General features: G+C 68.5%; 25 protein-coding genes and 1 tRNA gene. 12 read left to right on the top strand and 14 right to left on the bottom strand.

Annotated elements, in window-relative coordinates; translation table 11 throughout:
• Window positions 1-178: 178 nt before the first annotated feature.
• Complete coding sequence (locus BN996_RS11600; protein WP_089779174.1) at window positions 179-1,129, bottom strand: AAA family ATPase; 951 nt, start codon at window positions 1,127-1,129, stop codon at window positions 179-181.
• A 195-nt stretch (window positions 1,130-1,324) separates the two neighbouring features.
• Here BN996_RS11600 and BN996_RS11595 point away from each other — a divergent pair.
• A tRNA-Ser gene (locus BN996_RS11595) sits at window positions 1,325-1,409 on the top strand.
• Between the two features lie 470 nt (window positions 1,410-1,879).
• On the opposite strand, the gene bluB is transcribed toward BN996_RS11595, so the two are convergent.
• Window positions 1,880-2,536 carry a 5,6-dimethylbenzimidazole synthase gene (bluB, locus tag BN996_RS11590; protein WP_089779172.1) on the bottom strand — a complete coding sequence of 219 codons (657 nt, stop codon included), beginning with the start codon at window positions 2,534-2,536 and terminating at the stop codon, window positions 1,880-1,882.
• A 103-nt stretch (window positions 2,537-2,639) separates the two neighbouring features.
• Between bluB and BN996_RS20160 the strand changes: the two genes are divergently transcribed.
• Both BN996_RS20160 and BN996_RS11585 read left to right on the top strand, forming a co-directional pair.
• Window positions 2,640-2,789, top strand: coding sequence for a hypothetical protein (locus tag BN996_RS20160; RefSeq protein WP_167344132.1), 150 nt, complete (start codon window positions 2,640-2,642; stop codon window positions 2,787-2,789).
• Between the two features lie 135 nt (window positions 2,790-2,924).
• Window positions 2,925-3,104, top strand: a complete 180-nt coding sequence (locus tag BN996_RS11585; RefSeq protein ID WP_089779171.1) for a hypothetical protein — start codon at window positions 2,925-2,927, stop codon at window positions 3,102-3,104.
• Between the two features lie 64 nt (window positions 3,105-3,168).
• Here BN996_RS11585 and BN996_RS11580 read toward each other — a convergent pair whose 3' ends face one another.
• A complete protein-coding gene (locus BN996_RS11580) occupies window positions 3,169-4,707 on the bottom strand; it encodes a (R)-citramalate synthase (protein WP_089779168.1) in 1,539 nt (512 codons plus the stop codon).
• Window positions 4,708-4,914: 207 nt separating this feature from the next.
• Entirely contained in the window at window positions 4,915-5,262 is a 348-nt protein-coding gene (locus BN996_RS11575; RefSeq protein WP_089779166.1) for a DUF192 domain-containing protein, read from the bottom strand.
• A gap of 102 nt (window positions 5,263-5,364) precedes the next feature.
• Between BN996_RS11575 and BN996_RS11570 the strand changes: the two genes are divergently transcribed.
• A complete protein-coding gene (locus BN996_RS11570; RefSeq protein WP_089779164.1) occupies window positions 5,365-5,913 on the top strand; it encodes a DUF7097 family protein in 549 nt (182 codons plus the stop codon).
• 120 nt (window positions 5,914-6,033) lie between these two features.
• Here the strand turns inward: BN996_RS11570 and BN996_RS11565 are convergent, their stop codons facing one another.
• Window positions 6,034-6,513 (bottom strand): hypothetical protein, encoded by a 480-nt coding sequence (locus BN996_RS11565; protein ID WP_226908733.1) that lies wholly within the window; start codon window positions 6,511-6,513, stop codon window positions 6,034-6,036.
• 237 nt (window positions 6,514-6,750) lie between these two features.
• Between BN996_RS11565 and BN996_RS11560 the strand changes: the two genes are divergently transcribed.
• Window positions 6,751-7,302 (top strand): GMP synthase subunit A, encoded by a 552-nt coding sequence (locus BN996_RS11560; protein WP_089779160.1) that lies wholly within the window; start codon window positions 6,751-6,753, stop codon window positions 7,300-7,302.
• 203 nt (window positions 7,303-7,505) lie between these two features.
• Entirely contained in the window at window positions 7,506-9,419 is a 1,914-nt protein-coding gene (locus BN996_RS11555; protein ID WP_089779158.1) for a DUF2070 family protein, read from the top strand.
• Window positions 9,420-9,537: 118 nt separating this feature from the next.
• On the opposite strand, the gene BN996_RS11550 is transcribed toward BN996_RS11555, so the two are convergent.
• The 6 genes from BN996_RS11550 to BN996_RS11525 form a co-directional block, all read right to left on the bottom strand.
• Entirely contained in the window at window positions 9,538-9,744 is a 207-nt protein-coding gene (locus tag BN996_RS11550; RefSeq protein WP_089779155.1) for an HVO_0649 family zinc finger protein, read from the bottom strand.
• 184 nt (window positions 9,745-9,928) lie between these two features.
• Window positions 9,929-10,183 carry a DUF3194 domain-containing protein gene (locus BN996_RS11545; protein ID WP_004970217.1) on the bottom strand — a complete coding sequence of 85 codons (255 nt, stop codon included), beginning with the start codon at window positions 10,181-10,183 and terminating at the stop codon, window positions 9,929-9,931.
• Window positions 10,184-10,567, bottom strand: a complete 384-nt coding sequence (locus BN996_RS11540; RefSeq protein WP_008577429.1) for a prefoldin subunit beta — start codon at window positions 10,565-10,567, stop codon at window positions 10,184-10,186.
• A 43-nt stretch (window positions 10,568-10,610) separates the two neighbouring features.
• Window positions 10,611-10,880, bottom strand: a complete 270-nt coding sequence (locus BN996_RS11535; RefSeq protein WP_089779153.1) for a KEOPS complex subunit Pcc1 — start codon at window positions 10,878-10,880, stop codon at window positions 10,611-10,613.
• Between the two features lies 1 nt (window position 10,881).
• A complete protein-coding gene (locus BN996_RS11530) occupies window positions 10,882-11,016 on the bottom strand; it encodes a DNA-directed RNA polymerase subunit P (RefSeq protein ID WP_004044283.1) in 135 nt (44 codons plus the stop codon).
• A 33-nt stretch (window positions 11,017-11,049) separates the two neighbouring features.
• Window positions 11,050-11,319, bottom strand: a complete 270-nt coding sequence (locus BN996_RS11525; RefSeq protein ID WP_089779151.1) for an eL43 family ribosomal protein — start codon at window positions 11,317-11,319, stop codon at window positions 11,050-11,052.
• 102 nt (window positions 11,320-11,421) lie between these two features.
• On the opposite strand from BN996_RS11525, the gene BN996_RS11520 reads away from it, so the two are divergent.
• Window positions 11,422-12,426 carry an NAD-dependent epimerase/dehydratase family protein gene (locus BN996_RS11520; RefSeq protein WP_089779149.1) on the top strand — a complete coding sequence of 335 codons (1,005 nt, stop codon included), beginning with the start codon at window positions 11,422-11,424 and terminating at the stop codon, window positions 12,424-12,426.
• Window positions 12,427-12,462: 36 nt separating this feature from the next.
• Here BN996_RS11520 and BN996_RS11515 read toward each other — a convergent pair whose 3' ends face one another.
• Complete coding sequence (locus tag BN996_RS11515) at window positions 12,463-13,188, bottom strand: DUF2103 domain-containing protein (protein WP_089779931.1); 726 nt, start codon at window positions 13,186-13,188, stop codon at window positions 12,463-12,465.
• A gap of 126 nt (window positions 13,189-13,314) precedes the next feature.
• On the opposite strand from BN996_RS11515, the gene BN996_RS11510 reads away from it, so the two are divergent.
• Window positions 13,315-13,929, top strand: a complete 615-nt coding sequence (locus tag BN996_RS11510) for a hypothetical protein (RefSeq protein WP_089779147.1) — start codon at window positions 13,315-13,317, stop codon at window positions 13,927-13,929.
• A 45-nt stretch (window positions 13,930-13,974) separates the two neighbouring features.
• Here the strand turns inward: BN996_RS11510 and truD are convergent, their stop codons facing one another.
• Both truD and pth2 read right to left on the bottom strand, forming a co-directional pair.
• Window positions 13,975-15,357, bottom strand: coding sequence for a tRNA pseudouridine(13) synthase TruD (truD, locus tag BN996_RS11505; protein ID WP_089779145.1), 1,383 nt, complete (start codon window positions 15,355-15,357; stop codon window positions 13,975-13,977).
• Window positions 15,357-15,695 carry a peptidyl-tRNA hydrolase Pth2 gene (gene pth2 / locus BN996_RS11500; protein ID WP_007275742.1) on the bottom strand — a complete coding sequence of 113 codons (339 nt, stop codon included), beginning with the start codon at window positions 15,693-15,695 and terminating at the stop codon, window positions 15,357-15,359. The genes truD and pth2 overlap by 1 nt, the downstream gene beginning before the upstream one ends.
• A 96-nt stretch (window positions 15,696-15,791) precedes the next feature.
• Between pth2 and BN996_RS11495 the strand changes: the two genes are divergently transcribed.
• From BN996_RS11495 to BN996_RS11480, 4 genes are read left to right on the top strand one after another with little or no spacing between them, the layout of a single operon-like run.
• Entirely contained in the window at window positions 15,792-16,532 is a 741-nt protein-coding gene (locus BN996_RS11495; RefSeq protein WP_089779142.1) for a Yip1 family protein, read from the top strand.
• A gap of 50 nt (window positions 16,533-16,582) precedes the next feature.
• Window positions 16,583-17,170, top strand: a complete 588-nt coding sequence (gene dcd / locus BN996_RS11490) for a dCTP deaminase (protein WP_089779141.1) — start codon at window positions 16,583-16,585, stop codon at window positions 17,168-17,170.
• Complete coding sequence (locus tag BN996_RS11485; RefSeq protein ID WP_089779139.1) at window positions 17,167-18,066, top strand: thiamine-phosphate synthase family protein; 900 nt, start codon at window positions 17,167-17,169, stop codon at window positions 18,064-18,066. The genes dcd and BN996_RS11485 overlap by 4 nt, the downstream gene beginning before the upstream one ends.
• A 12-nt stretch (window positions 18,067-18,078) precedes the next feature.
• Window positions 18,079-18,798, top strand: coding sequence for a class I SAM-dependent methyltransferase (locus tag BN996_RS11480; protein WP_089779137.1), 720 nt, complete (start codon window positions 18,079-18,081; stop codon window positions 18,796-18,798).
• The last annotated feature ends 43 nt before the right edge of the window (window positions 18,799-18,841 follow it).

Genomic DNA, 18,841 nt, shown 5'->3' with positions numbered 1-18,841 from the left:
GGCCGCCGGCGGCCAGCCCGTCACGGCCGTCGTCTTACTGTTGGTCGGCGTCGTCGCGCTCGTGGCGGTCGTCACGCGCTGAGCGGCCGTCCGCTTCACGTCTCCCGTCTCCGTTCTCCCGTCTCCGTTCTCCCGTCTCCGTTCTCCCGTCTCCGTTCTCCCGTCTCCGTTCTCCCGACTACTCCAGCGTCGGCACGGTCACCCGGCCGAGCACGTCGTCGACGACATCCGATTTCCGCACGTCCTCGACCCGCGCGTCCGGCGTCAGAACGAGGCGATGGGCGAGGACCGACTGCGCGACGCGCTTTACGTCGTCGGGCGTGACGAACTCGCGGCCCTCGATGACGGCGCGGGCGCGGGTCGCCTCGAACAGCCGCTGGGTTCCGCGGGGCGAGACGCCGATGCGGACCCGCCGGTCGGTGCGCGTCTCCCGCGCGAGTTTCGCCATGTATTCGAGCAGGTCGTCTTCGACGCGGACCGACTCGGGCGCGCGGCGGACGGCGGTGACGGCGTCGCGGTCGAGCACGCGCTCGACGCTCGGGCTCTGTTCGCTCCGGCCCGCGCGCCGGTGGAGGAGTTCGACCTCGCCGTCGAGGTCGGGGTAACCGATGGCCGACTTCACGACGAACCGGTCGACCTGCGCCTCGGGCAGGGTGAACGTCCCCTCCTGTTCGACGGGGTTCTGCGTGGCGATGACGAAGAAGGGGCTCGGGAGCTGGTGCGTCTCGCCGTCGACGGTCACCTGCCCTTCCTCCATCGCTTCGAGGAGCGCGGCCTGCGTCTTCGGCGGCGCGCGGTTTATCTCGTCGGCGAGGACGACGTTGGCGAAGATGGGGCCGGGCGAGAACTCGAACGTCCGCTCGCGCTCGTCGTAGATGTTCGTCCCGGTCACGTCGGCCGGGAGGAGGTCCGGGGTGAACTGTACGCGGGAAAACGACAGTCCGAGCGCGGTGGCGACGCTCCGCGCGGTGAGTGTCTTTCCGGTTCCCGGGACGTCTTCGAGGAGGACGTGGCCGCGGGCGAGGACGCCCGTCAGGACGGTTTCGAGGAAGGCTCGGTCGGCGATGACGGCCTCCGAGATGGCGTCGAGCACCTCGGCGCACGTCTCGCTGGCCGTGTCGATGTCCATACACCTCTCGGGTCTGCGTGCGACTTATTCCCGTTGGTCGGCGGGATTCGGTCGGTCGGCTACCAGTTCTCGACCCCGGCCGCCCCGCTCGGCCCCGTCCGGCGCAGACTCGCCGACTGCGTCCGTGTGACTCTCCGCCGCGGCCCTCGGAAATCGAAACGGATTAAACTATCCGCGAGAGAGACAACGATGGAAGCCGAGGTAGCCTAGCCCGGCCAAGGCGGTAGATTCGAAATCTACTGTCCATTCGGACACGTGAGTTCAAATCTCACCCTCGGCGCTTCTTCCGAACGTCACCTCGCGAGAGACGTTTATGTCTCTCGCCTCTCGTGACGAGGATGTGCGACCACCTGAGATTTGAACCAGCGAGCGAACGCAGTGAGCGAGTGAGGTTCAACTCTCACCCTCGGCGCTTCTCGCGGCCACAACACTCTGAGCGGCGCGTCTCGTCGCGCCGCGACTTCGTGGCCGCGCCTGCGACGGCCTAGGGTTACATTTCGTCACTCAACCCCACTCTGCCAGATTTCTGACCGATAGAATTGTTAGATTTTATTCGGTGTCGTCGTCCTCCAAGGCTTTTCGCTCGGGGGGCCGGCTGGCGCAGTCGCGGCGCTGCTCGTCGGAGGAGTCGTCGGCTATACCGTGCTATTGTTCTCTGCACCGTCTCGGAGCGATCTTCGTCGAAGCTGACGATGCCCGTGGGGTTCGGAGGCGCGGGACGAACGCCCTCCCGAGTTCAAACTTCGCTCTTCAAACCGACCCGGACTTCCACCGCTCTCGATGGACGAGTTCGCTCGTGTCGATGCGCTCGCGCCACCCCTCTCGCTGTAGCACCGGCTCCTCCGGAAAGCCGTCCTCGGGGTAGCCGACGCAGAGATACGCAATCGGGTCGACGTGGTGCGGAATGCCCAGTACTTCGCGGACCTCGTGCGGGTAGAGAAACGACACCCAGCCGACGCCGACGCCCTCGGCCCGCGCGGCCAGCCAGAGGTTCTGCACGGCGAGGCACGTCGAGTAGGCGTCCATCGCCTGCATCGTGTTGCGCCCGAGGACGTGCGGCGCGTCGCGGGTCGGGTCGCAGGTGACGCAGATGTTCACCGGGGCGTCGGTGATGCCCTCCAACTTCAACCGACCGAACTCCGACTTTCGAGGCTCTCGATAGCCCTCGCGGGCCGCCGCAATCGCCCGCTCCGCGATGGACGCGATCTCCGCTTTCGTCTCGTCGTCCTCGACGACGACGAAGTCCCACGGTTGCGAGAAGCCGACGCTCGGGGCGTGATGCGCGGCGTCGAGCAGTCGCGCCAGCGTCTCCTCCGGAATCGGGTCGTCGCCGAACCGCCGGATGTCCCGCCGCGCGTATATCGACTTGTACACTCCCGACCGTTCGCGCTCCGTGAACCCAACCATCGTTTCGATAGTCCAGACTGGCTTGCAAATCGGTTCTGATACGCCCGACTGCTCACGCTTCGTCCCCCAAACAGTTACTAATCAGACACGAATACCGGACCGTATGGACGCCGCGCTCGAATACAAACTCGACACGGTCATCGCCCTCCTGTATTTGCTCCTGCTCATCGAGAGCTACCGAGTGGCCGGCTACTTCGGTGCCGCATTCGTCGTCATCGTTACTATCATCGTCGTCGTCATTCGTCCGGAGTAACCGCTTCGACGTTTGAAGCGAGTGCCGCCGTTACACGTGACTAGCGAGTCTTCCGCACGGGGCCGTGCAGTCCCTCGATTTCACTTTCACTCTACTAGGATGCGATACATATCCCCTGCCCGCGTCAGCGCAAGTATGAGTGCGAACGTAGCAAGCGCGGACACGAGCGAACGGGACGGGACGCGACGCATCGACGTGACGACGGTCCGGACCGGCCGCGTCGCCGACTTCGCCGAGACGGAACTCGGCGACGACGCTATCGGGTTCGAGCGCCGCGGCGGCTGGACCTATCTCGTCGCCAAAGAGACGCGGTAGTCCGGATTCAGTCGTCCCGGGAGCGGGAGAAAAACGCGGACGCAGACGCGACAGGTTCGTTTTCTCAGTCGTCAGCCGACGCGGGCGTCGGCGACGTGTGATTCGGCGCGAGCAGTCGGTCGAGCGCGTCCACCATCGCCTGGACGCTCGCCCGCGTGATGTCGGCGTGCGACGCCGCGACGGTGACGCTTCGGTCGCCGAGCGACATCGTCACCTCGACGGTCACGACGGCGTCGGTGCCGCCGGTGATGGCGTCGACGTGGTACTCGTCGAGTTGGGCGTCGGCGTCGGGGCCGAGCGCCTCGCGGACGGCCTTCACCGCGGCGTCGACCGGGCCGGAGCCGGTGTCGGAGGCGACGCGCTCTTCGCCCTCGACGCGGAGGCGGACGCTCGCGGTCGGCGTGCCGCCGCCCGAGGCGGCCGTGAGGTCGAGCAGTTCGACCTGTCGGGCGCGCTCGCGGCCCTGTACGTCCTCTGCGAACGCGAGGAGGTCGGCGTCGGTGACGCGCTTGCCGCGGTCGCCGAGTTCCTTCACGCGCTCGACGACGGCGGCGACTTCCTCGTCGGTGGCGTCGACGCCGTGCTCCTCCAGCGCGGCCTTGACGCCGGCGCGACCGGCGTGCTTCCCGAGGACGAGGCGGCGCTCGCGGCCGACCGTCTCCGGCGGGTACGGCTCGTACATCGCGTCGTCCTTGAGCGTCCCGTCGGTGTGGATGCCGCTCTCGTGGGTGAACGCGTTCTGACCGACGACCGCCTTGTTCGGCGGGAGCGAGACGCCCGTGGCCTGCGCGACCTTCTGGGCGAGCGCGTAGAGTTCGTCGAGCTTCACCGACTCCACGTCGTAGCAGTGGTCGAGCGCGATGGCGACCTCTTCGAGCGCGACGTTGCCGGCGCGCTCGCCGATGCCGTTGACCGTGGTGTGGACGAGGTCGGCTCCCGCGGCGAGGCTGGCGTGGACGTTCGCCATCGCGAGACCGAGGTCGTCGTGGGTGTGCGTCGAGGTCGGGCCGAGCTCAGCGAGTCGGGAGACGACCTCGTAGGTGTGTTCGGGGCTCGTGTGGCCGACCGTGTCGGCGAAACAGAAGCGGTCGGCGCCGGCGTCGTGGCTGGCGCGCGCGAGCGATTCGAGGAACTCCGGGGCGGCCCGCGAGCCGTCCTCGCCGATGACCTCGACCCAGAGGCCGTGGTCCTTGGCGTAGGCGACGAGCTCGTCGGTCGTCTCGACGACGCCCTCGCGGGTCGTCCCGACCTTCGACTCGACGTGTCGGTCGCTCGCCGGCACGACGAGCGTGATGCCGTCCACGTCGCAGTCGAGCGCGAGGTCGACGTCGTTCTTGACGCCGCGGGCGAAACTCGTCACCGTCGCGTCGAGGCCGAGCGACGTGACGCGCTTTATCGTCTCGCGCTCGCCGGGGCCGGTGCAGGCGCTGCCGGCTTCGATGTAATCGACCTCCGCGCGGTCGAGCGCGCGGGCGATATCGGCCTTCTGGGCCGGCGTCAGGGAGACACCGGGGGCCTGCTCGCCGTCGCGGAGCGTGGTGTCTAAGAGCTGTACTGAATCAGAAGTGCGTAGCTCGGGGGTCTTCCCGAATCGTTCGTTCACGGTAGAATCGTGTCCTTGTGGGTTAGAACCGTCGAATTTCACAGCCAGCCGTCTCGCGACGACTTACTCTATCCTCCGTCGGTGTGGTAGGTTCCGACATAGTAGTTGAAGACATTTGTCGATGAAGGGATAAAAGAGATGGTTCCGACAGAAATTGGTGTCTCTCCGGGGACCGCGCTGGACGGGCGTCGATTCGAGGCCGACGAGTCACTCCGAAATCTCGACCAGGTCGCCGGGTTCGACGCCGTCGGCCGCGCCCGCGGGGAGTTCGACGATGGTGTCGGCCATCCCGAAGCCGATGCCCGTCCACGCCGATAGCCGCTTTTTCTTCGTCACCTCGTCGCCGACGAGCCAGAGCGCGTCGATGTCGAACGGGACGAACACCATGTGGAGGCTGTGACGGTCGGCGTCGTCGAACCGGAAGACGAGGGCGTAGTCGTCCGGCACGGAGCCGCGGAACATCAGCCCGCGCGCCTGCGAGAGAAACGAGTCGGCCGTCTCGACGTTCGACGCGAGGGTCGATTGGTCTCCGTTCCGTCGGTGAACGAGTCTCACGGGGCCGGCTTCGACGGCGGGCGTGATGAATCCACCGTCGAGACGGCGGGCCGTCCGCCGCCGAGAGCAACGTTTAGGCTTCCCCCGCCCCGAACGCGCCCCATGGAGCGGACGCCGACAGGGACGCCCGTGGGGGTCGATGACCCCTACGACCACGCCGGCCGCTGCGACCACCTCACGAGCGACGGCGCGTGCCGGCTCGCCCGCGAGTACGCCGACCGCAACCCGGCGTTCGCCCGCGAGCGCGCCCGAGCGGACTACGAGTGCGTCGCCGCCGCTGAGGGCTGTGACTTCCGCGACTGCCCGCACTACGCCTCGACGACGAACGGCCGCGAGTGCATCCGGTGCGGCCTCGAAGAGGTCCGCATGGCCCACGACTCGGCCGCTCGCCCTTTACTCGAAGAACACCACCTCTCGTACGGCGGCCGCGGCGGTGACAGCGACGGCGATGGTAACGGCGACGAACCCTCTCACGAAATCACGGTCGCGCTGTGTCGGTGGTGCCACACGAAGGTCCACAAGTCGTTCGCCCGCATCGACGACGACGCCTCGCCCGACGTCGAGGCCATCGCCGAGCGGGAGGGTCGCCGGACGAAGGAACTCGACGAACTCGGGTTCCAGACGGCGCGGGACCGCGCCGGCGACGAGTGAGTCGTGGGAGCGGAGAGGAGGGTCCGTTGGAATCCGTCGAATCTGATGGAACGCGTGTGGCATAGCTGGAGGATGTAGTCAGCAGCGAGCGGTCAGGCAACTCTGCCACCGGAGTGGTACTTACCCATGAACGTCCTGAACACAGCGTGAAGTGATTCTGAAGTCCTCGTTTGGAGCGGTCGTGAACGTGAGTGCCATGTCGCGATCACACTGCATGACGTACACCTCCAACAGCTCGTTTTGGTACGTTTCGACTACGTAAACGGTTGTCTGACTTTCGTTCCAGTCGTCGACAAATTCCGTACTGTTGCCATCCGGGACTGTCGACACGCGCTCCGAACGTACCGGGTCGTGGAGCGTGACATTGGTGTAGTTCGCCTCAGTCTGTAGTTCCGCTCCCCGAACGAGCTTCTGACGACCGTCTCTCGTGGTAACGTCGAAGCGAAGGTTCTCGTAGCTCTCGTGGGTGCTTTGGAAGACCGTGACCAAGTAACTTGTCTCCCGTTCGTTCTCGATGAGAATCTGTGTCTCGTGGTCGGAGAGCGGTGATGTACAGCCGGCGACCAGTACGAGACCGGCCAAGAGACCAATGAGAATCACTCGGTGGGAGAGCGGTCGCATGACTTAATTTCACTCTCTCTGCTCGCATGCGTTTTGTGGTATCACGTCGAAGCGATGTCGTTGAATTATGAGAACACTCGCGCCAAGGAACCCACCCAAACATCGAAGCGAACTCGCCGCGACCCAACCGCCCTCGACGTGCCAATCTGATGCACGGATACGCCCATCTCGACCACTATTCGATTGACTTTTAGGCACGGTGGTCCAATCCGGGACATGACCCGCATCGTCGTCATCGACAACCACGGGCAGTTCACCCACCTCGAACGGCGCGCGCTCCGCGACCTCGGCGTCGACACCGAACTCGTCGACAACGACACCGACCCCGCGGACATCGACGCGGACGGCATCGTCCTCTCCGGCGGCCCCGACATGGACCGCATCGGCCGCAGTCCCGACTACCTCGACCTCGACGTGCCCGTCTTGGGCATCTGTCTCGGCATGCAGATTCTCGCCGAGGAGCTCGACGGTCGCGTCGGCTCCGGCGACTACGGCGGCTACGCCGACGTGGACGTGGAAATCCTCGACGAGGACGACCCGCTCATCGGCTCGCTCGCCCCCGAGACCCGCGTCTGGGCCAGCCACGCCGACGAGGTTAAGGAGGTCCCCGAGGGCTTCACCCACACCGCCACGAGCGACGTGTGCACCATCGAGGCCATGAGCGACGCCGACCGCGACCTCTACGGCGTCCAGTGGCACCCCGAGGTCGCCCACACCGCCGAGGGCGAGGAAGTGTTCGAGAACTTCATCGACATCTGCGAGCGGTAACCGACGACTGCGAGCGGCCGGTCGCCTTCGACCGCGGCCGTGTTTTCCGCGGTGACTCGCTTTTCTCTGTCGCCGCGGCTCAGTTCTCTCCCTGTCGCCGCCGCGGAAAACCGCATCCCGGCGACACGATGCGCCGTCTTTCATGGTCGTTCCTCGGAAGCAAGCCGAGACATTTACCGGCCTCCGTTCTGTCTGTTCGGGAAATGACCTCCACCCAGAGCGACCTCGCTGGGCTCTCGCGGTTCATCTTCCGCGCGCCCAGCTGGTACACGAGCCTCGGGTTCGCCCTGCTCGTCGCCGCGATGGCGGGCATCGGGGCGTTCGACTCCGGGGACCTCGCCGGCTCGTGGCGGGGCATCTTCTTCCTCGGCAGAGACGCTTGGGAAGGTATCTTCTTCATCGGGATTCCGACCGTCGTCGCGGCGTTCGGCACCACCGGCGTCGACCGGTTCGTCGGCGGGAAGCTGACGCACAACCGCTCGTCGCTCCTCGCGCTCGCGGGCGAGGTGATCATCGTCACGTTCCTCACCGGGGCCGCCATCGTCTCCGTCTTCACGGGCCTCGGCCAGACGTTCGTCTTCGACGCGCTCGTGGTCGCCCTCGCGTCGGTGTTCGCCTTCCGCCTGCTCATCGTGATGGCCGTCTCGCGGTCGTCGATTCTCATCGCGGCGGTCCCGGCGAGCATCCAGACGCTCACGTCCGCCGCCCTCCTGTTCGTCTACAGCGGGACGCTCCGTTTCTTCGAGGTCGGCGGCCCCATCCTCGACGCCTATCTGATGCCGTATCTCGCCCGCCCCGACCGGGCACCGCCCGAGCTGTCGGCCATCGCGCTGAGCCACTTCCAACTCCTCGCCATCACCTGCGTGATGTACGCCCTCGGCGTCTACGTCTTCCTCCGCATCGTCGACCGCCCGTGGCGTCGCGGACTCGGCGTGTCCGTCCTCGACTTCATCCGCGGCTTCATCGGCCACATCGCCGAGGGCACCCGCGAACTGGAGGACTTCTTCGAACAGCTCGGACAGGAGGCCATCGTCCCCGTCACCGTGCTCTCGTTCGAGCGCGAGGACGGCACCGAGAAGGCCCGGTTCGTCCTGCCGATGATTCACCCGGGTCCGATGGGCGAAATCGGCGGCGGCAACTTCCCCGAGCGCGTCGCCCGCCGGGCCGAGGGCCTCGTGTTCCCGCCCCACGCGACCGCGGGCCACGACTTCAACCTCGTGACCGAGCGCGAGGTCGACGTGGTCCTCGACGCGGCCGACGACGCCTACGAGCGCATCGAGTACAGCTCCGAGGTGACCGAAAGCGCCCGCGTCCAGTCCGGCGACGCGAAGATGCTCGGCCAGCGCTTCGGCGACGACGCGCTCCTCGTCTCGACGTACGCCCCGCAGTTCGCCGACGACGTCGAGTACGCGGTCGGCCTCTCGGCGTCCGCCGAGGCCCGCACGAGTGGCCTCCGGGACGTGCTCCTCGTCGACGCCCACAACTGCAACAACGGGCTCCAAGGCGCCGACCTCGGCCACGTCACCCCGGGGAGCAAGCGGTCGTTCGACATGATTACCGCGGCCGGGCTCGCGGGGGAGGAACTCTCGGCGTCGCCGCGCGGGTCGCTCTCGCTGGGGACGGCGTTCGACCCGACCGACTGGACGCCGCGAGAGGGCATCGGCCCGCTGGGCATCCGCGTGGCCGCGACGACCGTCGGCGACCAGACGACCGCGTACGTCCTCATCGACGGCAACAACATGGAACCGGGCCTGCGCGACCGAATCGTCGAGGCGCTGACGACCGGCCCGGAGGCGAGCGTCGACGTGGCCGAGGTGATGACGACGGACACCCACATCGTCAACACCGTCGAGGCGGAAAATCAGGTCGGCGCGGCCATCGACCCCGACGAACTCCGCGAGACCATCGAGCGCCTCGTCGACGACGCGCTCGCGGACACCGAGCCGGTCGTCGCCGGCATGGCGACCGAACGCGCGGAGGTGACGATTTTCGGCAACGACCGCACCGAGACGCTCGCCAGCCACGCCAACGTCGTCGTCTCGATGGGCGGGGCGCTCGCAATCGCGCTCATCCTCGCGGCGATGGCCGTCAGCCTGCTCGTGTTCTTCCTCGCGTAGGTGACGCCGGCGGCCGGCGGCTCGTCTTCGTCCGGCGTTCCCTTCCACCTCTCGTTCTCCGCGGTTCCGGCGTCGCCACTCACGAGTTGATGCGAGCGACGAGCGACCGCCCGTCGCACTACTTCAGCGAGAGCGTTCGCGTCTCGATAGCGCCGCAACTCGGACAGACGCGCCGATAGAACACGCTCGACCCGGTCGTCTTGGCCGACCACTCGCCGTCGTCGTCGGTGAAGCCGCACTTCGAACAGGTGCGGTCGGCCTCGCTGTATCGCTCTCGTAACCGGTCCAACGCGGTCGTCCCTCTCGGCGTTCTTCGTATTGACATGAGGTAACATACATCACTATCATGTTTAATTGTGTCGGGCGGTTTCACACCGACCTCTGGTGATACTTGCGGAATCCGAAATTCTGTGCGCGAATCGCTTCGCGTTCGTTCCGCGCGACGGCCGCGACGGCGCGGCCGCTCGCCGGGAGAAACCGAGTGCGGGGGGTGCCCGCGAGAACGTCCCTTACTCCTCGTCGGCGGCCGCGAACAGTTCGTCCACGGCCTCCTGCGCCGTCAACGCCGCCTCCTCGGCGACCGCCTCCGCGTCGTCGGCGTCGTCGGGCGCGTTGACGTACACGTCCACGTCGAGGACGCCGTCTTCGAACGTCACGGTGACGTCGAAGTCCTTGACGCGGGACTGCTTGAAGCGGGCGAAGATGAGGCCCTCAGCCGCCTCCGCGGCGGTCTCGACCACCTCTTCGTCCGTCGGCTGTGGCATTTACGCGCCGCCGGGGCCCATCGGACCCGCGCCGCCCGCGCCGCCCTGAAGCATCTGCTGGAGCTCTTCCTGCAGGCTCTCGAACTTCTCCTGCACGCGCGTCTCCTGCTTCGTGAGCTGCTCGACGCGGACTTCGAGGCTCTCGACCTTCTCTTCGAGGTCGTCCTTGGCCGACTCGTAGTCGGTCTCGATGAGGAGTTCGCCGACCTCGCGGTACATCTTCGAGTCGCCGTCGATCTCTTCGAGCGTGGTGAGCGCCGTCTGCGCCTCGTTGAGCGCGCTCTCGGAGGACTGCTTCTGCTCGGAGACGTTCTGGGCGGTCTCCTGAAGGTTCTGCAGTTCTTCGAGCTTCTCCTGGGCTTCCGGCGGTAGACTTCCCTGCATACCCGAACCGACGGGACGCCGGCCCTAAAACACCCGCGGTCTCCTACGCGGACTCAAAAAGCGGGCTCCCCGCCGAAGCGACGCGCTCTGCGGTCTCCACGAGGCGTATCCACGAGTTCACGCCCGCGCGGAGCGCGACGAGGTCGCCGGCCTCGACGGTGACGACGACGGTCCGGCCCTCTCGGGCGACGCGCGCGCCGGACCGGGCGTCGTCTATCTCGCCTTCCTCGACGGCGACGCTGCGCTCGACGACGCGCGCGCGCCGCTCGGTAGAATAGTCGAATTCGAGCGAAGCGCTGTGCGCTGGGCGCACGCTACTCGACGGCGACTTCTTTGACGTTGGGCGACCGCTCTTTCAGCAGGACGCGGTGGCCGCAGTACGGACAGCGGACGCCACCGAACTCGTCCAGTTCGACATCGCGCTTGCACCGGGAACACTTGTAGCTCATTGTGAGATGGAAAGCGTCGAGGCTACTTGGGAGTTATTCGTCCTCGCCGGTGAGCGCGGCGCGGATGGAGCGGCGGACCTGCTTGCCGGCGGGGGTCTGCGGGCGGTAGGTGCCGCCGGTGAAGACCTCGCCGGTCTTCTCGTTCTTCCAGACGCCGGTTTCGACGCGAGTGACGTCGTCGCCGTCGACCTTGGAGTTGCGCATCTCTGCTTCGATTTCCTTGACGCGGCGTCGAGCGACGCGGCCGTACCGCGCGCCGAAGCGCCCGGAACTACCGACGGATCGTGCCTTCTTCTCGGCCATAGTACCGCGAACTACCTCGCCGGTATGGATAAACCCTACGAGTCGTCTCGGGACCTGACGGGCCTAGACACGGCTTTGTCGCCGGCGCGCGTACGGGAGGCCATGACACAACACGTAGTGGTGGGTGCCGGTCCCGTCGGACTCGCGGTGATGGAACAGCTCCGGGAGCGCGGGGAGGCCGTGGTCGCGGTGACCCGCCACGAACCCGACTTCCTCCCCGAGGGCGTCGAGAGCCGCCTCGCCGACGTGCTCTACCCCGACCGCGCCGTCGCCGCCTTCGCGGGCGCGGACGTCGTCTACCACTGCGCTCAACCGCCGTACGACGAGTGGCCCGAACTGTTCCCCGACCTCACCCGCGGTGTCGTCGCCGGGGCCGAAGCCGCCGGCGCGCGCCTCGTCGTCGCCGAGAACCTCTACATGTACGGCCCGGTGCAGGTCCGCCTCACCGAGGACCTCCCCTATGCCGCCACCGGCCCGAAGGGGCAGGCCAGAGCCGAGTGCGCCGACATCGTCCTCGACGCTCACGAGGCGGGTCGCATCGAGGCGACTATCGGCCGCGCCAGCGACTTCTTCGGCCCGCGCGTCCGCGAGTCGGCCGTCGGCGAGCAGGTGTTCGGGGCCGCCGTCGCCGGCAAGCGCGCGAAGGTGTTCGGCGACCCGCGGCTCGCCCACACCTACACCTACGTCCCCGACTTCGCCCGGGCGCTCGTCCTCCTCGGCGAGCGCGACGAGGCGCTCGGCGAGGTCTGGCACGTCCCGAACCCCGAGACGGTGTCGACGCGCCGGTTCGTCGACCTCGTCTACGAGGCCGCCGAGGTCGACCCCGGCTTCCCGCACATCATCGCCGCGCCGGGGCTCGCGCTGACTCTCGGCGGCTACCTGAGCGCGCCGCTGAAGGAGCTCGCGGAGATGCGCTACGCCTTCGAGGAGCCGTACGTCGTCCGCGACGCGAAGTTCCGCGAGGCGTTCGGCGACGCCGTCGAACCGACCCCCCTGCGAGACGCCATCGCCGAGACGGTCGCGTGGTACGAGTCACAGGGGGAAGCGGGCGAGACGGAGCCGGTTCGCATCGAGACGGTCCCGGAGGGGGCCGCCGAGTCGGCCTGAGTCGGTCGCCTTCCTCTCGCTCGGCGCTCTCACTCGCTACTCGTCTTGTAACCCGTCTTCGCGCAGCGCCTCGTTCAGGTCGTCGCGGACGCGCTCGCCCGTCTCGCGGTTCATCGCCGTCGTGACGATGCGGTTCTCCTGGACGCTCGACCCGTCGCGGAGCAGGAGTCTGACGTTGCCGTTGTCGTCGGCGCGGGTGACCTTCGCCCGGAGGCCCGTCCGCGACCCGGTGCCGCCGGCGTCGATGGGGCCGGGGATGACCTTCTTGACGTGCGGGTGGCCGGCGACGACGCCGATTGCCCGGCGACCCCGCCGCCCGCCGATGAGCGTGCTGTGGCTCCCGCCCAGTTTCTCCGCGGGCGGGATGTCGACGACTTCGAGCGTCCGCTCCCCGCGGGTGTCGAGGACGCGCTGGACCGGGTCGTCGTCGGAGACGCGGTAGAACTCGTGGTGGAGTTGGGCACGCGTCTCGCGCAACGGAGCGCGCTCGCCCGCGGCGTACACGGTTTCGGGGCGCTTGCGTCGAATCTCGTCGGCGACGAGGCCGGCGAAGTTCCGGAGCTGGACCACCTTCGTCTCGTCGTCCGACTCGGGAACCGTCGTGACCGTCGTCTCGCCGAGCACGTCTTCTTCGTCGAGGAACGTCAGCGTCGCGCGGTCGGCCGCGAAGACGGCCACGACGGCGTCGCAGTTGGCGGTGTTGCAGGTGAGACAGTAGTCTCCCGGCTTCTCTAACGGGTTTCCACACCGCCGACAATGCATATCGACGTGTCGGGCGTGCGCGTACAAAAGGCCGTTTATGCGGTTCGAGGCGGACGCGCCGCGACTCCCGACACACGACTCGTCCGGCGAAACATATTCGTCCCCGTGTCCGAGACTCCACTCCGTATGCGCCGCCGCGCCCTTCTCGCGTCGCTGTCGCCGCTCGCGCTCGCCGGTCTCGTCGGACTGGTCGCGCTCGCGGCCGACCCCGAGACGACCGTCCGTCTCGCCACGCAACTTGGCCAATCGGCGCTCGACACGGGTCGGGGGGTCGCCTCGTATCTCAGCCGGGCCGCGCCGCTTTCGACCGCGCTGTTCGCCGCGCTCGCGTGGGTCGCCGCCGGGAGCTTCCGCGCCTTCGTCGCGCACCGCGACCCCGCGGACACGCGGACGACCGCCGAACACGCGTTCGCGCTCGTCGCCTCGGCGACCGTCCCGCTCGTGGTCGTCTTCGCACGCGACCGGCCGGTCGTCGTCGCCGGCGCGGGCGCCCGCGGTCGGTTCCGCCTCGGCGCGACCGTCTCGGCGCTCGCGTTCGCCGTCCCCGCGTGGTCGTACTTCCCGCCGGCCGCGGAGGCCGCCGGCTTCGACCCGGAGTCCGTCGGCCTCGCGGTCGGGTTCGCGGTCGCCGCGACGCTCCTCTCGCTTCCCTTCGCGGCCATCGGCTACGCGACCACGCGCACCGCGGATGCGGAGAGACGGGCGGGACCCAGCCCCGCCGCGAGCGCCGCAGAACAGTAGGTTCGCGTCTCGGTTCGATTGTACGTTCGCGTCTCGGTTCGCTTTTCAGAGGTCGAGCGGTCCGGCCTTCAGGTACTCGCGCATCACGGCCGTCGCGTACGAGCCGTGGGGGAGCGCGAAGTCGAAGACGAGGTCGTCGCCAGCGCCGTCGGCGTCGTCGGCGTCGCCGCTCTCGCGCTCCACGTCGAGGTCGGTGCGGACGAGAATCGCCCGGCGCGTCCCGGTCGACCGGAAGTTACCGGGGAGGTCGAAGTCGCCCGGTTCGAGGTCGAGGTCGTCGAGGACGCCCCGCTCGATGTCGCCCTGTTCGCCCTCGGCGAGTTCGGTGTCGGTGCCGACGAGCGGGGCCGTGACGAACGCGCGGCCGCGCTCGATGTGCCGGCCCATGACCTCGACCCGGCGGCCCGTCGCGGTCTGGAGGCGGCTCACGTCGGGGAGTTCCAGCCCCTCGGGCGCGTCGCGGTCGGCGAAGCAGACCACGTCGCCCTCGACGGGTTCGTCGAACGGGAGGCCGCGGTCGAGGCGCTCCGAGAGCATCCGGTTGAACGCGTAGGACTGCGCGGCGTTGACGAACAGTCGCTGGAGGTTCGACGGGACCGATTCGAGCGCGTTGCGCCAGTCCGCGTCGGTCTCCGCGCCGTCCTCGGCGAGTCGGTGGAGCATCCCCCGCTCGTAGCCGAGGTAGCCCGGAATCGCGTCGAGCGCGCGGTGCCAGTCGGGGTCGGCCGACGCGGCCTCCTCGTCGACGACGGCGCGGCCTTCTTGGGTCTCCTCGGGTTCGTCCTCGGTCGGCCCGCCGCAGTACGCCAACACGGCCTCGCGCCACTCGCCGCGGACGACGTGGAGGCCGACTTTGTGGGTGATGGGGCGGATGCTCCCGAACCGCTGGTGGCCGAAGAAGTTCGGAACGCCGACGCGACCCTCGCGGCCGCCGAACTCGGCGAGGGCGTCGGTGACGGCCGCGGCGTTGTCGGGGTGTTCGGGGTCGCGGACGCGGATACGGAAGCCGTTGCCCGCGAGGTCGCCGAAGTTCAGCGTGCGCCCGAGGCGGCCGACGACTTCGATATCGGCGTTCGGAATGTCGGGCACGTCGGCGGCGTCGCCGCCGTTGACGGTGAACAGCTGAGTCGTCACGGCGTGTTTGTCCTTCGTGCCGGCCCACGAGACGCGCTCTCTGCTCGCGCCGAGTTCGTCCGAGAGCCGCCCCGCGAAGTCGTTGGTGTCCCAGCCGCGGAGGCTGACGCGGAGGACGAGGTTCGGGAAGTCGCCGGTCGGCGCGTCCGGCGGGCGGACGTTCAGCGAGTCGAGTTCGAGTTCGCGCACGCGGAAGTCCTCGGGGGCGACGCGGAGGCGGCCGCCGACGCCGTCGGCGTCGCTCACGTAGCTGTCGATGCCGACCGCGCGCTCAAGCGGGTGTGCCTCGCGCATCAGTACAGCGAGAGGTCGCCGGTCACGCGGTCGATTTCGTCGTCGTCGGCGGGGCCGACGGCGAGCGCCGTCACCGTGCCGGGGTCGAGTTGCGTGTGCCCCGCGTCGCGGATGATGGCGTGGGGGATGCCCGCTCGCTCTGCCTTGTCGGCGAGTTTGAACAGTTCGGACTCGCCGTTGGCCTTGAGGACGACCTTCTTCTGTCCGCCGCCCTTCCAGCGCTTTCGCGTCTGCGAGTCGGTGTCCTCGTAGGCGGACAGCGAGGCGTGGGCGACCTGCGCGGCGAGCTTTCCCCGGCCCATGCCGAGGTCGGCGCGTGCGACGATGGCCTGTTTCATGCCCGCTACTCCCCGCCGACGCGGTAAATGTCCTCCCATCGCGGGCGTCGCGTGCGGGGCAGAAGACATTTCACCAACATCTCCGTGGTTCGACCGATGGCAGGTCCCCGAACGCCCCTCCGCAAGCCGCGCGAGTACTTCGCGTCGCGGCCGCGACCGCTCGATGCCGGGCGGGCGCTCGCCGTCGTCGCGCTCGTGACGCTCGTCGTCGCGGCCGCCACCGGCGGCATCCTCGTCACGTTCACCCAACAGCTCGACCAGCGGGTCACCGTCGACAACCCCGCACACGCCCCCGAGATGATGTGCGAGAACTACGAAGAGGGCGGCCCGTTCGCCGACATGGGCGCCCCCGCGGGCTGTGACCCGTCGGTTCCCGAACAGCTCGACAAGCGCCTCGGCGACCTCGTCTGGGAGGAAATCTCGTGGGTCCCGTGGGCGATGCTCGTCGGCGTGCCGCTGTTCTGGCTGTTCGAGGCGGCGGTTCTCCACCTCGGCACGTCGCTCGTCGGCGGCGAGGGTGGGTTCGCCGAGACGCTGACGGTCGCCGCGTGGGGGATGGTTCCGAGCGCGGCCCGCGCCGTCGCGCTCGCCGGCTACCTCGCCTACGCCCTCCCACGAATCGACCTCCCGTCGACGCCCGACGCCGCGGTCGCCGCGATGCAGTCGGCGCTGTCCGGCTTCGGCCTCGTCAGCGGGGTCGTCGTGGTCGTCACGGTCGCGTGGGCGACGTACGTCAGGACCTACGGGCTGGCCCGCGCCCGCGACCTCGACGTCGAGTCGGCCGCCGTCGTCACCGTCGGCCTGAGCCTCGTCGGCCTCCTGTTCGAACTCCTCTGAGCCGCGCCGAGAAGGTGGATTTACTTGTCCGCGACGCGCTCCCTTCGAGTATGATACTCTCCGACTCGGACATCCTCGCTCGCCTCGCCGAGGGTGACCTCGTGGTCGACCCGATAGACGACGTGGACATGCAGGTCCAGCCCGCGAGCGTCGACCTCCGTCTCGGCACCGAATTCCTGGAGTTCCAGCGCACGAACATCTCCTGTATCCACCCGAACCGCGAGAGCGAGGTCTCCGAGTACGTCCGCGAGACGCACGTCCCGGAGGGCGACGACTTCATCCTCCACCCCGGCGACTTCGTCCTCGGCACGACCAAAGAGCGCGTGGAGATTCCCGCCGACCTGCTGGCGACCGTCGAGGGCCGGTCGTCGCTCGGCCGCCTCGCGGTCGTCATCCACGCCACCGCGGGCATCGTCGACCCCGGCTACGAGGGCCAAATCACGCTCGAACTGTCGAACCTCGGCACCGCGCCCGTCGCGCTCACCCCCGGCATGCGCATCTCTCAACTCGTGTTCACGGAGATGAAATCGCCCGCCGACCGCCCCTACGGGGTCGAACGCGGGTCGAAGTATCAGGGCCAGCGCGGGCCGCAGGCGTCGCGGCTCAGCTCCGACCCCGAGTTCGGTGGCGGCGAATGAAGTTCATCGAAGAAATCGTCGTGGACGCGTTCCTGCCCACGTTCCGCGCGCTCCTCGCGGAGGACCTCCGGGACCGCGGGTTCACCCAGTCGGAGGTCGCCGACGCGCTCGGCATCAGCCAGAGCGCCGTCTCGAAGTACGCCCACGGCGAGGTCAGCACGAACGAGCGGGTCGCCACCGACCCCCGCGTCGTCGACCTCGTCTCCCGCGTCGGCGACGGCCTCGCCACCGGCGACATAACGCCCGTGCAGGCGCTCGTCGAGGCCGAGGTCCTCATCCGCCAACTGGAGGAGGGCGACCTGCTTTCGGACCTCCACGAGGAGGAGATGCCAGAACTCGCCTCCCACGACGGCTTTCGGAGCATCCACGACCCCGAGGGTCGCCTCCGAACCGTCGAGCAGGTCCGCTCGTCGGTCCGCCGCGGCCTCCGCATGCTCACGAACACCTCCGGCTTCGCGGGGCTCATCCCGAACGTCGGCTCCAACCTCGTGGAGTCGCTGCCGGACGCCGACAGCGTGGACGAGGTGGCGGCCATCCCCGGTCGCATCTTCGACGTGAAGGGGCAGGCGACCGTCCCCGGCGAGCCCGAGTTCGGCGTCAGCGGCCACGTCGCCGGCGTCCTGCTTTCGGCCCGCGCCGCCGGAGCCGACGTGAACGCCGCGCTCAACATCGTCTACGACGCGGGCGTCATCGAAGACCTCGAAGCCGCGGGCTACGAGTGCATCGAGTTCGACCCCGACGCGCCGACCGACCCGGTCCGCGAACTCCTCACCGGCCGCGACCTCCCGGAGACGTTCGTCGTCTACCAGAGCGGCGGCTACGGCATCGAACCAATCACGTACGTTCTCGGCCCCGACGCGCCCGCCGTCGCCGACGTGGTCCGCGTCCTGCTCTGAGGCTCCCGTCCCATGACAGCCGAACAGCCCGATTCCCGTTCCCGTTCCCGCTCTCGCTCCCCGTCGTCTGTCGCCCAGTCGTTCTACACCCGCTGGGCGACGCTCTACGACGCGCTCGCCCGCCGCGCGCCCGGCGTCGGGAGCGTCAGAACCGAAGCCGCCGACGCGCTCGCGCTCTCTCCCGGCGAGACGGTCGTCGAGATGGGCTGCGGGACGGGCGCGAACCTCCCGTACCTCGCCGAGCGCGTCGGCCCCGAGGGGACCGTCGTCGGCGTCGATTTCTCCCCCGGCGTCCTCGACGTGGCCCGCGAGCGGACCCGCGAGTACCCGAACGTCCACCTCGTTCGCGCCGACGCGACCCGGCCGCCGGTCGCGCGTGAACTCGCAGAATCGCCGGACGCCGTCCTCGCCACGTTCGTCTCGGGGATGTTCGACGACCCCGCGGCCGTGGTCTCGTCGTGGGCCGACCTCGTCGGACCGGGCGGCCGGCTCTGTCTCGTCGACCTCGCGGAGACGACCGACCCGCGCTGGCGACCGCTCAATCCGGCGTTTCGGGCGCTCGTCCGCGTCACCGCGCCGCCGGGGTCGCGCACGATGCGCGCGTCGCCGACGAAGATGCTGAACCGGCGGCTCGTCGCGGCCCACCGGGCGCTCGAATCGCGGTGTCGGGTGACTCACGAGACGACCCACGCGCTCGGCTTCGCTCGGGTTCGTGCGGGCGCGGTGGAGTAGCAATCGCCGTCGTGCGGTCCGACCGGCCGACAGAAGCGATATG

This window comes from Haloferax massiliensis (assembly GCF_001368915.1).
GTDB classification, from domain to species: Archaea; Halobacteriota; Halobacteria; order Halobacteriales; family Haloferacaceae; genus Haloferax; species Haloferax massiliensis.
Note: the sequence above shows the minus strand (reverse complement) of the source record. Positions and strands in the feature narration are given on the sequence as shown.

What these genes read in the sequence shown, in the direction of transcription:
- bluB (WP_089779172.1), bottom strand. Translation starts at nt 2,536, where the DNA reads ATGGTTGGGTTCACGGAGCGCGAACGGTCGGGAGTGTACAAGTCGATA.
- BN996_RS11600 (WP_089779174.1), bottom strand. Translation starts at nt 1,129, where the DNA reads ATGGACATCGACACGGCCAGCGAGACGTGCGCCGAGGTGCTCGACGCC.
- BN996_RS11520 (WP_089779149.1), top strand. Translation starts at nt 11,422, where the DNA reads ATGACACAACACGTAGTGGTGGGTGCCGGTCCCGTCGGACTCGCGGTG.
- truD (WP_089779145.1), bottom strand. Translation starts at nt 15,357, where the DNA reads ATGCGCGAGGCACACCCGCTTGAGCGCGCGGTCGGCATCGACAGCTAC.
- BN996_RS11515 (WP_089779931.1), bottom strand. Translation starts at nt 13,188, where the DNA reads ATGCATTGTCGGCGGTGTGGAAACCCGTTAGAGAAGCCGGGAGACTAC.
- pth2 (WP_007275742.1), bottom strand. Translation starts at nt 15,695, where the DNA reads ATGAAACAGGCCATCGTCGCACGCGCCGACCTCGGCATGGGCCGGGGA.
- dcd (WP_089779141.1), top strand. Translation starts at nt 16,583, where the DNA reads ATGATACTCTCCGACTCGGACATCCTCGCTCGCCTCGCCGAGGGTGAC.
- BN996_RS11555 (WP_089779158.1), top strand. Translation starts at nt 7,506, where the DNA reads ATGACCTCCACCCAGAGCGACCTCGCTGGGCTCTCGCGGTTCATCTTC.
- BN996_RS11510 (WP_089779147.1), top strand. Translation starts at nt 13,315, where the DNA reads ATGCGCCGCCGCGCCCTTCTCGCGTCGCTGTCGCCGCTCGCGCTCGCC.
- BN996_RS11485 (WP_089779139.1), top strand. Translation starts at nt 17,167, where the DNA reads ATGAAGTTCATCGAAGAAATCGTCGTGGACGCGTTCCTGCCCACGTTC.
- BN996_RS11545 (WP_004970217.1), bottom strand. Translation starts at nt 10,183, where the DNA reads ATGCCACAGCCGACGGACGAAGAGGTGGTCGAGACCGCCGCGGAGGCG.
- BN996_RS11530 (WP_004044283.1), bottom strand. Translation starts at nt 11,016, where the DNA reads ATGAGCTACAAGTGTTCCCGGTGCAAGCGCGATGTCGAACTGGACGAG.
- BN996_RS20160 (WP_167344132.1), top strand. Translation starts at nt 2,640, where the DNA reads ATGGACGCCGCGCTCGAATACAAACTCGACACGGTCATCGCCCTCCTG.
- BN996_RS11540 (WP_008577429.1), bottom strand. Translation starts at nt 10,567, where the DNA reads ATGCAGGGAAGTCTACCGCCGGAAGCCCAGGAGAAGCTCGAAGAACTG.
- BN996_RS11550 (WP_089779155.1), bottom strand. Translation starts at nt 9,744, where the DNA reads ATGTCAATACGAAGAACGCCGAGAGGGACGACCGCGTTGGACCGGTTA.
- BN996_RS11480 (WP_089779137.1), top strand. Translation starts at nt 18,079, where the DNA reads ATGACAGCCGAACAGCCCGATTCCCGTTCCCGTTCCCGCTCTCGCTCC.
- BN996_RS11525 (WP_089779151.1), bottom strand. Translation starts at nt 11,319, where the DNA reads ATGGCCGAGAAGAAGGCACGATCCGTCGGTAGTTCCGGGCGCTTCGGC.
- BN996_RS11495 (WP_089779142.1), top strand. Translation starts at nt 15,792, where the DNA reads ATGGCAGGTCCCCGAACGCCCCTCCGCAAGCCGCGCGAGTACTTCGCG.
- BN996_RS11570 (WP_089779164.1), top strand. Translation starts at nt 5,365, where the DNA reads ATGGAGCGGACGCCGACAGGGACGCCCGTGGGGGTCGATGACCCCTAC.
- BN996_RS11560 (WP_089779160.1), top strand. Translation starts at nt 6,751, where the DNA reads ATGACCCGCATCGTCGTCATCGACAACCACGGGCAGTTCACCCACCTC.
- BN996_RS11585 (WP_089779171.1), top strand. Translation starts at nt 2,925, where the DNA reads ATGAGTGCGAACGTAGCAAGCGCGGACACGAGCGAACGGGACGGGACG.